13 protein-coding genes are annotated in these 11,559 nt (G+C 74.2%); 9 read left to right on the forward strand and 4 right to left on the reverse strand.

The window, feature by feature from the left end; all coding sequences use genetic code 11:
* From AB0B76_RS47875 to AB0B76_RS47905, 7 genes are all read left to right on the forward strand, one after another.
* A partial coding sequence (locus AB0B76_RS47875) for an ABC transporter permease (protein ID WP_360389382.1) occupies positions 1 to 923 on the forward strand: 923 nt, incomplete at its 5' end.
* Between the two features lie 28 nt (positions 924 to 951).
* Positions 952 to 2,079: a Gfo/Idh/MocA family oxidoreductase gene (locus tag AB0B76_RS47880; RefSeq protein ID WP_360389385.1), complete on the forward strand. Its 1,128-nt coding sequence runs from the start codon at positions 952 to 954 to the stop codon at positions 2,077 to 2,079.
* Positions 2,076 to 3,551, forward strand: coding sequence for a TldD/PmbA family protein (locus tag AB0B76_RS47885; protein WP_360389388.1), 1,476 nt, complete (start codon positions 2,076 to 2,078; stop codon positions 3,549 to 3,551). Before AB0B76_RS47880 ends, AB0B76_RS47885 begins: the two co-directional genes overlap by 4 nt.
* Complete coding sequence (locus AB0B76_RS47890) at positions 3,551 to 4,906, forward strand: TldD/PmbA family protein (RefSeq protein WP_360389391.1); 1,356 nt, start codon at positions 3,551 to 3,553, stop codon at positions 4,904 to 4,906. Before AB0B76_RS47885 ends, AB0B76_RS47890 begins: the two co-directional genes overlap by 1 nt.
* Positions 4,903 to 5,763, forward strand: coding sequence for a DUF4438 domain-containing protein (locus AB0B76_RS47895; RefSeq protein WP_360389394.1), 861 nt, complete (start codon positions 4,903 to 4,905; stop codon positions 5,761 to 5,763). The genes AB0B76_RS47890 and AB0B76_RS47895 overlap by 4 nt, the downstream gene beginning before the upstream one ends.
* 2 nt (positions 5,764 to 5,765) lie before the next feature.
* Positions 5,766 to 6,563: a DUF4438 domain-containing protein gene (locus AB0B76_RS47900; protein WP_360389397.1), complete on the forward strand. Its 798-nt coding sequence runs from the start codon at positions 5,766 to 5,768 to the stop codon at positions 6,561 to 6,563.
* Positions 6,560 to 7,255, forward strand: coding sequence for a GntR family transcriptional regulator (locus AB0B76_RS47905; protein ID WP_360389400.1), 696 nt, complete (start codon positions 6,560 to 6,562; stop codon positions 7,253 to 7,255). The genes AB0B76_RS47900 and AB0B76_RS47905 overlap by 4 nt, the downstream gene beginning before the upstream one ends.
* On the opposite strand, the gene AB0B76_RS47910 is transcribed toward AB0B76_RS47905, so the two are convergent.
* On the reverse strand, positions 7,252 to 8,280 hold the full coding sequence (locus AB0B76_RS47910) for an aldo/keto reductase (protein ID WP_360389403.1): 1,029 nt from the start codon (positions 8,278 to 8,280) through the stop codon (positions 7,252 to 7,254). The two genes, AB0B76_RS47905 and AB0B76_RS47910, sit on opposite strands and share 4 nt — an antisense overlap.
* A gap of 67 nt (positions 8,281 to 8,347) precedes the next feature.
* Between AB0B76_RS47910 and AB0B76_RS47915 the strand changes: the two genes are divergently transcribed.
* On the forward strand, positions 8,348 to 8,917 hold the full coding sequence (locus AB0B76_RS47915) for a TetR/AcrR family transcriptional regulator (protein ID WP_360389406.1): 570 nt from the start codon (positions 8,348 to 8,350) through the stop codon (positions 8,915 to 8,917).
* 223 nt (positions 8,918 to 9,140) lie between these two features.
* Here AB0B76_RS47915 and AB0B76_RS47920 read toward each other — a convergent pair whose 3' ends face one another.
* On the reverse strand, positions 9,141 to 9,737 hold the full coding sequence (locus tag AB0B76_RS47920) for an alpha/beta fold hydrolase (RefSeq protein ID WP_360389409.1): 597 nt from the start codon (positions 9,735 to 9,737) through the stop codon (positions 9,141 to 9,143).
* A gap of 48 nt (positions 9,738 to 9,785) precedes the next feature.
* A complete protein-coding gene (locus tag AB0B76_RS47925) occupies positions 9,786 to 10,631 on the reverse strand; it encodes a hypothetical protein (RefSeq protein WP_360389412.1) in 846 nt (281 codons plus the stop codon).
* Positions 10,632 to 10,737: 106 nt separating this feature from the next.
* On the opposite strand from AB0B76_RS47925, the gene AB0B76_RS47930 reads away from it, so the two are divergent.
* Positions 10,738 to 11,178, forward strand: coding sequence for a response regulator (locus tag AB0B76_RS47930; RefSeq protein ID WP_360389415.1), 441 nt, complete (start codon positions 10,738 to 10,740; stop codon positions 11,176 to 11,178).
* 1 nt (position 11,179) lies between these two features.
* Here AB0B76_RS47930 and AB0B76_RS47935 read toward each other — a convergent pair whose 3' ends face one another.
* Entirely contained in the window at positions 11,180 to 11,515 is a 336-nt protein-coding gene (locus AB0B76_RS47935; protein WP_360389418.1) for an STAS domain-containing protein, read from the reverse strand.
* Between the last annotated feature and the right edge of the window lie 44 nt (positions 11,516 to 11,559).

Below are 11,559 nucleotides of genomic sequence, written 5' to 3' on the forward strand. Positions count from 1 at the left end.
GCGGCTTCCTGCTGCGCCGCCTGCCCCAGGCGATCGTCGTGCTCTTCGGCGTCGTCACCCTGGCCTTCTTCATGACCCACGTGGTGCCCGGCGACCCGGCCCGGCTCATCGCCGGCCCCAACGCCAGCCCCGCCACCGTCGCCTCCATCCACACCCAGCTCGGCCTCGACCGCGGCCTCGGCTACCAGTACTGGGCCTACCTGCGCCAGGTGCTGCACGGCGACCTCGGCGTCAGCTACGCCCTGCAGGGCACGTCGGTCGGCGACGCCATCTGGCGCGCGCTGCCGGTCAGCGCGGCCGTGGCCCTGCTCGGCGTGCTGTTCGAGGTGCTGCTCGGCGTCCCCGCCGGGATCGTGGCCGCCTACCGGCCCAAGGGCCTGCTGGACCGCACGGTGACGCTCACGTCGCTGGTCGGCCTGTCCGCCCCGCCGTTCTGGCTCGGGCTGCTGCTGTTGTACGCGCTGGCCTACAAGTCCAGCGTTTTCCCGCTCAGCGGCTACGAGTCGCCGTACCTCAACTACCTGATCCTGCCCGCGTTCACCCTCGGCCTCGGCGGCGCCGCCTGGTACGCCCGGCTCACCCGCACGAACATGCTCGAGGCGCTGCGCAGCCCGTACGTGCAGACGGCCCGGGCCAAGGGCATGCCGGAGCGGGTCGTGCTGCTGCGGCACTGTCTGCGCAACGTCCTGAGCCCGCTGCTGACCATGCTCGGCATGGACCTGGGCTACTTCCTCGGCGGCGTCGTCGTCATCGAGTCCGTCTTCGGCCTGCCGGGCATCGGCAAGCTCACCTTCGACGCCATCGGCACCCTCGACATCCCGATGATCACCGGAGCGGTCCTCTTCGCCGCGTTCTTCATCGTCCTGATGAACCTCCTCGTCGACCTTGCATACGCCGCCATCGATCCCCGCGTCCGGCGGTAGCACGACCCCCTTGAAAGGAACGTCTGTAATGACTGACAAACTCCGCGTCGCCGTTGTCGGCGCCGGCCGCTGGGCCCAGCGCGCGCACATCCCCGGCTGGCAGCGCGACTCCCGCGTCGAGGTCGTGGCCGTCGCCGACACCGACGAGGCCACCGTCAACGAGGCGGGCGACAAGTTCGACGTGGCCAAGCGCGTCACCGACTACCGCGAGCTGCTCGACGACCCGGGCATCGACGTGATCGACGTGGCCACCGCGAACCGCGCCCACTTCGAGATCTCCGCCGCCGCACTGGACGCCGGCAAGCACGTGCTGTGCGAGAAGCCGGTGCACCACGACTACCGCCAGACCCGGGCGCTGTCGGAGCTGGCCCACGCCAAGGGGCTCAAGACCAAGCTGGGCTTCACGTTCCGCTACGCGCCGGCGATCCAGTACGCCAAGCACCTCATCGACACCGGCTTCGTCGGGCAGCCGTACGTCTTCAACGGGTACGAGCAGAACAGCCAGTGGATCGACCCGGCCACCCCGATGCGCCAGGTCGACCCGGACGCCGACCCCGACGTCATCGCCACCTCGTCCATCGAGGGCTACGGCGCCCCGATCATCGACATCATGCACTGGTGGGCCGGGGCCGACCTGCAGTCGGTGGTCGGCACCATGCGCAACTTCGTGCCCGAGCGCATGGTCCGCGACACCGGGCTCATGCAGCGGCTCAACATCGACGACGGCGACATGTGGATCGCCGAGTTCGGCGGCGGCCTGCTCGCCTCCATCCAGTCCTCGTACGTCACCGTCGGCAACTTCCCCGGCATCGAGGCCCGCATCTACGGCTCCGAGGGCGCGATCATCGTGCGGCTGGTCGAGGAGTTCGGCATCTGCCAGACCATCAAGACCGCGACCCGCCAGGAGGTCGAGTTCGTCGAGCGGGAGATCCCCCAGGAGTTCTTCCCCGAGGGCGGGCACTCCCGCGAGGACTGGGACTTCCTGTTCTACTCCAACCTCTGCGCCGACTTCGCCACCGAGATCCTCTCCGGCGGCCCGCAGAACCAGGGCGACTTCGGCCAGGGCGCGCTCGTGCAGGAGACCATCAACGCGTTCGAGCGCTCGTTCCGCACCCGCTCGTGGGTGTCCCTGCCGCTGACCGGGGACGCCGCATGAGCGGACACGACTGGGGGTCGCTCGGCGACGACACCGCCGCGGCCCGCATCCTCGACTCCGCGCTCGGCGCCGTCGCCGGACGGGTGCAGTTCGCCGACGCGCGGCTCATCGAAGCCGAGGAGCTGCGGTCGTACGTCCAGAAGGGCGCCGACCCCGACGAGCGGATCGAAGGCAACATCGGCATCGGCGTGCGCGTGCTCGTCGACGGGCAGTGGGGCTTCGCCGCCCGGCCGCTCGCCGAGCACGCCGACGCCGAGGCGGCCGCCGTCCAGGCCCATCGGGTCGCCGTCGCCCTCGCCGGCAGCGGCAAGCCGGTCGACCTGCCCCCGCGCGAGCCGGTCAGCGGCCGCTACGAGACCGCGGTGGAGCAGGACCCGTTCGCGGTCGCCCCGGCGCGGCGGCAGGAGCTGCTCGCCGCCTGGCTGGCCGCCGCGACCGCGCCCGCCGAGGTGGCCGCGGCCCAGGCCGGCATCAACGCCAAGCGGCAGCACCGGCACTACGCCGACACCGAGGGCGCGCGCCAGCACCAGCACTTCACCGAGACCGGCGCGATGCTCGTGGTCACCGCGAGCGGCCACGGCGACGTGCAGCGGCGCAGCTACCCGAACTCGTTCCACGGCAACACCGCGGCGGCCGGGTGGGAGTACCTCTCCTCGCTGCGCATGCTCGACAACGCCGCCCGGGTCGGGGAGGAGGCGGTGGCGCTGCTGACCGCGCCGCTCGCCCCGTCCGGGCACGCCGACGTCGTCATCGGCGCGCAGCAGGTGTCGCTGCAGATCCACGAGTCGTCCGGGCACGCGCTCGAGCTCGACCGGATGCTCGGCGACGAGGCCAACTACGCCGGCACCTCGTTCATCACGCCGGGCGACGTGGGCTCGCTGCGGTACGGCTCCCCGGCCGTCACCATCACGTCCGACCCGACGGTGCCGGGCACCCGGGGCAGCTTCGCCTTCGACGACGAGGGCACCCCGGCCCGCGCCACCCACCTCGTCGACGAGGGCATCGTGCGCAACACGCTGTCCAACCGGGACTCGGCGGCCCGGTCCGGGCTCGCGCTCACCGGCGCCGCCCGCTCCGACGGCTGGGCCTACCTGCCGGTCTGCTTCGCCACCCACGTGTTCCTGCAGCCCGGCACCGGCGGAAGCCTCGACGAGCTCCTCGCGCGGATGGGCGACGGCTACTACATCGACGACAACCGCAGCTGGTCGATCGACAACCAGCGGCTCAACTTCCAGTTCGGCACCGAGGTCGCCTACGAGGTCAAGGGCGGGCGGCGCGGCCGGCTGCTGAAGAACTTCTCCTACGGCGGCGTCACCCCGCAGTTCTGGGGCTCGGTCGAGGCGGTCGCCGGCCCGTCGGAGTTCCGCGCGTTCGGCTACCCGTGCGGCAAGGGCGAGCCGAAGCAGTGGGGCTTCCTCAGCCACGGCGCCGCGCCGATGCTCGTGCGCGGCCTCAGGATCGGAGTCGCGTGATGCGTACCCCAGTCGACCCCGACCGCCTCGTCCCGGCGCTGGAGCGGGCCGCCTCGGCCGCCGGCGCCGACGCGGTGGAGATCGCGCTGCTGGGCAAGGCGGGGGAGTACACCCGCTTCGCCGGCGGCCGCGTGCACCAGCCGCAGGACATCACCGAGACGCAGTACACCGTGCGCGCCCTGGTCGACGGGCACGCCGCCCGGGCCGCGACAGGCGTCCTCGGCGGCCTCGACGCCGCCGTGGCCCGCGCCGCCGAGCTGGCCCGCGCCCTCGCCAAGAGCGCCGGGGGCCCGGGCACGGCGACCATCGCCGCGCCGGCCGGGGTGCCGGAGCTCGAGCTCTGGCACGACGACACCGCAGCCTTCGACGCCGGCGCCCGCGCGGCCCTCGCCGCCGCCACCATGGCGCGGGCCGAGGCGGCCGGCGGGCACGCGGCCGGGATGTTCGGCCGGGCCGTCACCCAGCTCGCGGTCGTCAACAGTGCCGGGGTCGCGCACCACACCCGGGCCACCGAGGCGATCGGCAGCCTTACCGCGACCGTCGAGGAGGGCACCTCGCACTGGATCGACCTGCACCGCTCGGCCGCGGCGCTCGACGCCGAGCGGTCCGTGGCGCGCACCGTCCGCGAGGCGGTCGCCGGGCGGGGCCGCGGCCCGCTGCCCGACGGCCGCTACACCGTCGTGCTCGGCCCGCAGGCGGCCGGGGAACTGCTCGGGTTCCTGGAGGCGTTCGGCTTCTCCGGCGAGCTCGCCGCGGCCGGCGTCGGGCTGGTCGCCAACCGGCGCGGCGAGCGGGTCGCGTCCACCCTCGTGAACGTCGCCGACGACGCCACCTCGCCCTACGGGCTGCCGATCGGCTTCGACCTGGAGGGCACCCCGAAGTCGGTGGTACCGCTGCTGACCGACGGGCTCGTCGGCGCCGCCGTCACCGACCTGGCCAGCGCGCGGGTGCTCGGCTCGGCCTCGACCGGGCACGCGCACGTGGCCCGGGAGGAGCCGCCGAGCCCGGTCGCGGCGAACATCGTGCTGAGCCCGGGCCCGTACACCGAGGAGGAGCTCATCGCCGGGGTCGAGCGCGGCCTGTACGTGCAGCGCTTCTGGTACACCCGGCTCGTCGACCGGGTGGCGGGCACCATCACCGGGGTCAGCCGCGACGGCTGCTTCCTCATCGAGAACGGGCGCCTCGCCGCGCCCGTGGCCGGGGCCCGGTTCACCCACTCCGTCCTCGACCTGCTCGCGACCGTCGACGGCGTCGGCCGTACCGTGCGATCCCAGCCGGTCATGAACGTGTGGAACGGCGCCGTGAGCGCGCCCGCCCTGCGTGGCCACGGCTTCCGCTTCGGGGCCGCGGCATGAGCGGGGTGCGTACCAACCGCGACCGGCTCGTCGCGCAGATCCTTGCGGGCGAGGTGTGGCCGGCCCTCGCGGACCGGCACGGCTTCCGCGTCGACGCCGACGGCACCCCGTTCCTGCTGCCCGGCATGGGCGGGGTCACGCTCGGCGCGCACCCCGGCGACCCCGCGACCGGCTACGCGAGCGACCACCTGGAGCCGGGCCTGTCGGTGCGGGCCGCCGACCCCGGCGCGAACATGGCGCTGCAGTTCCTGTCCTGCGTCGGCAACCTCGTCACCGTGCGCAGCGGCCCGGCGGCGGGCGCCGTGGGGCGGGTGACCGGGCAGCACGCGTACGTCCTCGTCGACCTCCCCGAGGATCGGCTCGCGCTGGTCAGCTCCGGCGACCGGGTCAGCGTCGCCGCCACCGGGCAGGGGCTGAAGCTGCTCGACCACCCGGCCGTGGTGGCCAAGAACCTCGACCCGGCGCTGCTCGACGCGCTGCCGATCGCCACCCGCGCCGACGGGCGGCTCGAGGTCGGGGTGGCCGCGCGGGTGCCCGCCGCCGCGGTCGGGGCCGGCGCCGGGATGGTGTCGGAGTTCGCCAACACCGACCTCATGGGCGCCTACGCCGGGCAGGCGGAGGACCTGTCCCTGGGCCTGGAGTCCCTGCGCCTCGGCGACCTCGTCGTGCTGGAGGACCAGGACCACCGCTTCGGGCGCGGTTTCCGCCGGGGGTACCTCACCGTCGGCGTCATCAGCACCGGCCACTGCCGCCTGTTCGGCCACGGCCCCGGGCCCAGCACCATCCTCAGCGGCCCGGCCGAGGCGTTCGCGATCGTCGACGACGCGGACGCGAACCTTTCACGACTGGGAGTCTGACTGTGAACACGGTCGCCATGAACCTGACGGGGGCGGTGGAGACCCCGACGATGGGGTCCTCGCCCTACCTCGTCGACGCCGACGGCGCCCCGTACGTGCCGATCGGCTCCGCGGGCGTGGTGCTCGGGGTCCGCCTCGGCGACGGGGTCTTCGACCACGACGCCGACCACGCGGCCCCCGGCGTCACCCTCGAGCACCGCGACCAGGCCGCCCGGCACGCGCTCACCGCCTTCGCGTGCCTGGGCAACGAGGCCGTCGTGCGCACCGGCGCCGCCGCCGGGGCCCGCGGAACGGTGCTGGGCAAGCGCGGCGAGGAGGGCCGGGTCATCGTCGTCTTCCCCGACGACGTGCTGGCCCGGCTCCTGCCGGGCGACGCGATCGCCGTGCGCGCCCACGGCCAGGGCGCCACGCTGCCCGGGCTGTTCCTCGTCAACACCGACCCCCGGATGCTGCCGCGGCTCGCGCTGCCGCTCGGCGTCCGCGGGATCGTCCCGTCCTCGGTCGTCGGCAACGGCATCGGCCGTCCGGCCCAGATGTGGGACCTCGACCTGCAGGAGGTCCCGCCGGGCCTGCGGCTGGGCGACTTCGTGGCCGTGGACGACCTCGACGTGCGGCACAACGCCGGGTACCGCCGCGGCTGGCGCACGGTCGGCGTGATCGTGCACGGCGGCAGCCCGCAGCCCGGCCACGGCCCCGGCCTGATGCCGCTGCTGTGCGGCCCGGTGGCCGCGCTGCCGGTCGGGGTCGACGGCGACCAGCACCTCGGCCTGCGGGCCGACGACCTAGACTTCCGGCCATGACCGACCCCGGCATGTTCCTGCACCGGTCGCTGCCCGAGGCGGTGTACCTCGTGCTCCGGCGCAAGATCCTCAACAACGAGTACGAAGCCGGGCAGCGCCTCGTCGAGGCGCCGCTGGCCGAGGAGCTCGGGGTCAGCCGCTCGACCGTCCGGGAGGCGCTGCGCCAGCTCAGCGTCGACGGGCTGGTGGACATCTCGCCCCGGCGGCACAGCATCGTGACGCGCATGTCCTACGAGGACATCCGCGACGCCTGCTATGCCCGCTTCGTCCTGGAGGCCGGCGCGGTCCGCTGCATCACCGGCAGCAAGGACGGCGTCCTCGCCCGCATGCAGCAGGTCGTGGACCGGATGGCCGACGTGGCCGCCGACGGCGACGTGGCCACCATGATCGACCTCGACACCGAGTTCCACGGCTGCATCATCGACGCCGCGGGCAAGCAGCGCCTGGCCGCGCTGTGGCGCACCCTGGACGCCCAGATGGGCGCCCTCATGCGCTCGTCGATCGACCGCCAGCACATCGGGCTGGACGAGGCGGTGCGCCGCCACCAGTACGTGGTCGACATCTTCCGCGTCGGCTCGGGCGAGGCGATCGTGCAGATGCTGGAGGAGCACTACCTCGGGGCGGTGGACAGCATGGCCGAGGCGGGCGTCCTGTCGTCCGCGGTGCTGGACGCGAAGGGCCGCCCCGCCTAGGCGGCCGTCCGCTCGGCCGGCGGGCGGCGGCGCAGTGCCGCCTGCTGCATCTCGGGCGGGTTGTACGCCATGTCGAGGCGGCCCACGTCGGTGCCGGGCGGGACGACGGCGTCGATCTCGTCCAGGATCGCGTCGTCGAGGGTCGTGCCGGCCCCGGCGAGCAGGTCGTCGAGCTGCTCCATGGTGCGCGGCCCGATGATGGCCGACGTGACGCCCGGGTGGGCGACCGCGAACGCCATCGCGAAGTGGGTCAGCGACAGCCCGGCCTTCTCCGCGAGGGGGATCAGCGCCTCGACGGCGTCGAGGCGGCGCTCGTCGCGGTAGTGCGCGAAGGGCAGCCCGCTGCGGTGGGTACCCGCGTCCCGGCCCTTGCGGAACCGGCCCGTGAGCATGCCCTGGGCGAGCGGGCTCCAGACGAGCGTGCCCATGCCGTACCGCTGCGTGACGGGCAGGATCTCGCGCTCGATGCCGCGGTCGAGGATGGAGTACGGCGGCTGCTCGGTGCGGTACCGCTGCAGCCCCCGCCGCTCGGCGGCCCACTGCGCCTCGACGATCGCCGAGGCCGGGAAGGTGGACGAGCCGATCGCCCGTACCTTGCCGCTGCGCACCAGGTCGGTGAGCGCGGACAGGGTCTCCTCGAGCTCCACGCCGGGGTCGAGCCGGTGCACCTGGTAGAGGTCGATGTAGTCGGTCTGCAGCCGCCGCAGCGAGTGCTCGACCTCGGCCATGATCCAGCGCCGCGAGGTGCCGCGCTGGTTGGGGTCCTCGCCCATGGCCCCGTTGACCTTGGTGGCGAGCACCACGTGCTCCCGGCGGCCCTTGAGCGCCTTGCCGACGATCTCCTCGGACTCGCCGCGGGAGTACACGTCGGCGGTGTCGACGAAGTTGATGCCCGAGTCCAGGGCCTTGTGGATGATCCGGATCGCGTCGTCGTGGTCGGGGTTGCCGATGGCGCCGAACATCATCGCGCCGAGGCAGTAGGGGCTGACCTGGATGCCGGTGCGGCCGAGCGTGCGGTAACGCATCGCGGTCCTCCTGTACGCTAAGTGGAACGCTTTATCGGTTACCACGATACGGAACGCCTTCTCACTTATGCAACCGCCACCGCCCAGCAAGCGCGCGGACGCCCGGCGCAACTTCGACGCGCTGGTCGAGGCCGCGCGCGAGGTCTTCGCGGAGTCCGGCGTCGACGCGCCCGTGCGTGAGATCGCGGCCCGGGCCGGCGTCGGCCTGGCCACGTTCTACCGCCACTTCCCGGAGCGCTCCGACCTGGTCACCGCGGTCTTCCGGCACGAGGTCGACGCGTGCGCCGGCACCGCGGAGGTCCTCGCCGCCGAGCACCCTCCCCTGGAGGCGCTCGTGCGGTGGCTGCACCGCTTCACCGGGTTCGTGAGCGCCAAGCGCGGCCTGCACGCGGCCCTGCACTCCGGCAACCCGGCCTTCGAGCCGCTGCCCGCGTACTTCCAGCAGCGCTTCGAGCCGGCGCTGGCCGGGCTGCTGGCGGCCGCGGCGGAGGCGGGCGAGGTCCGCGCCGACGTGGCGCCGATGCACATCCTGCACGCGGTGTCGCGCCTGTGCACCGGCGTCGACCCGGCCGCCGACCGGCGCATGGTCGACCTGCTCATCGACGGCCTGCGCTTCGGGGCCGGATCCCGGCCCTGACCGATCCGCGGCCGGGCGGGCCCCGAATGCCGGGCATGGCCTTGGACGGTGGAGTCGCCGGGGTGGTCGGCGGTCGGTACCGGCTGCTGCGCGTGGTCGGCCGCGGCGGCATGGGCCGGGTGTGGCTCGCCCGGGACGAGATGCTCGCGCGGGACGTGGCCGTGAAGGAGATGCTGCCCGTCGCCGGCGGCCGCGAGCGACAACGTGGTCGTGTTCGCGGACCTCAGGGCGTGACCAGCGCGCCGACGAACTCGCGCACCAGGCGGTTCCAGGTGCGGTAGTGGCGCAGCAGCGCGTGGCCCTCGCCCGGGACGCTCACGAACCGGGCGCCGTGGCCGGCGGCGAAGCGCGCGGACGCGGCGGGGTCGGTGACGCGGTCGCGGTCGCCGTGCGCGAGCAGCAGCGGTACGGCCGGGTCGGTGGGCAGGGCGTCGTCGGGCGGCTCGATCCAGGGCGCGAGCGCGCACACCCCGGCCACGCCCGGCTCGGTCGCGGTGTGCAGCGCGACCCGCCCGCCCATCGAGTGCCCGACCAGCACGACCGGCACGCCCGGGTGGCGGCGGGCGGCCTCGGCCAGGGCCCAGCGGGCGTCGGCGACCGGGTGCCGGCGGGGCTCGTTCCAGCCCCGGTACCGGTACCGCAGCCGCCACACCGCGACCCCCGGCCCGGCGACGGCCCGGCCGAAGGGCACCATGCGCAGGGCGGCGACCCCGAACGGCACGGCGGCGGCCGTGCTCCGCGGGCGGCCGCCCGGCAGCAGCAGGACCAGCGTGCGGGGCCGGGCGGCTCCGCGGGCGACCAGGTGGGGCGACGGGCTCATGCTCCGATTCGACACCAGGAACCACCGGGCCGCCCGGGAACGCGACGCTCAGGACAGGGGTAGCCCGACCACCCGCAGCGACCAGCGGGTGGAGAGCCAGCCCTCGTCCCGCAGCGGCGCCGCGGCCCGCCGGCCGTCGGGGGAGAGGGCGACGCCCCGGAAGTCGCCCGTCGCCACCCGCGTGAACCGGCCGGCGTCGAGCAGCCACAGCCCCGCGTCGCCGTCCACGGTGCCGGCGACGGCGATCCGGCCGCCGCGCGCGTCCAGCCCGGCCGGTGTGGCGACGCCCCGGGCGAGGGTCGTCTCACCCGCGGAGTCGTGGCGGCAGACGGCGTACGTGCCGCGCCGCGCGGGCTCGTCGGTGCCGCAGCGGGTGTCCAGGTACAGCACCCGCCGGTCAGGGCCGATGACCGGGTAGCGGGCGTCGGGGCCGCCGAAGCAGGGGCCCTCGGAGCCGGGGAAGGACCGCAGGCCGCACCCGCCCTGCCAGGTGTACCCGGTGAAGGCCACGGCGTCCCAGGTCGCGCCCTCGCCCGTGTAGTCCAGCGGCGCCGGCGGGTCCGCGGTCGCGCCGCCGGCATCGACGGTGACGAGCCGATGGTTGCGGCCGCCGCAGTCCACGACGACGCCGATCCGGTTCTCGCCGGCGGGGACGAGCCACTCGGCGCGGCAGTTCGCGAACGGCACCGCCTCGGGCGCCCGGCCCGGGCCGGCCCGCATCAGGCCCGCCGCCCCGCCGGAGTCGACGGCCAGGTAGTAGACGGTGTCGCCGAGCCACACGGGGCTGCGGTAGCCATCGCCGGACGTCGACGCGGCCAGCTCCGTGCCGTTGTCGCCGGTCGAGCAGCCGGCGGCCAAGAGCAGCACGGCGAGCACTCCCACCACGAGGCGCATGGGCGTTGACGGTACCGCCGCAGCGCCTTCGGTTCGTGTGCAAACGGTGGAGGTTTGCCGTACAGTTCGGCCCACCCTCGACGCTCGGTGAAAGGAACCGCCCGCCATGCCGGAGGTCCACCGCGCGGCCACCATCCTGCTCGTCGAGGACGACCCGGGCGACGAGCTCATGGCCCGGGAGGCCTTCGAGGACGACGCCCAGACCAGCGAGCTGTACGTGGCCCGCGACGGGCAGGAGGCGCTGGACTTCCTCTACCGCCGCGGCGCCCACGCCGGGGCCCCGCGCCCCGACTTCATCCTGCTCGACCTCAACCTGCCCCGCGTCGACGGCCGGCAGGTGCTGCGCCAGGTGAAGTCCGACGCGGCGGTGGCGAGCATCCCGGTGGTGGTCCTGACGACGTCGAGCGCCGTCGAGGACGTGTTGGCCTGCTACGGCGACCACTCCAACGCCTACATCACGAAGCCGTCGGGCTACGACGACTTCGTCGGCGTGGTGCGCCAGATCAACCAGTTCTGGCTCGACACCGTGCGCCTGCCCGGCGCCTGAGTCAGCTCTCGATCGTCAGCACGGCGTCGAGCCCGGTGAGGGCGAAGACCCGGCTCAGCGTGGTGTTCGGACTGCGGACCACGAACCGGCGGCCCTCGCGGACCGCCTGCTTGTGCGCGCGGACCAGGGCCGCCACGCCCGAGGAGTCGCAGTAGGCCAGGGCGCTCAGGTCGGCGGTCACGCGCTCCGCGCCGCCGTCGAACGCCCGGGCCGCCTCCGCGGCGAAGCTCTCCACCGACGTGTAGTCCAAGGCGCCCGACACCACCAGCACCACGCCGTCCGGCCCGGTGCCGGACGTGATCTTCAGCCCCGATCCGGAACGCTGGTCATTGTTCATGAGGAGGGCAGCGTAACCCGGCCCCGGGCGGGCCGCAGCCCGGC

The sequence above is a fragment of the Dactylosporangium sp. NPDC049140 genome (assembly GCF_040648435.1).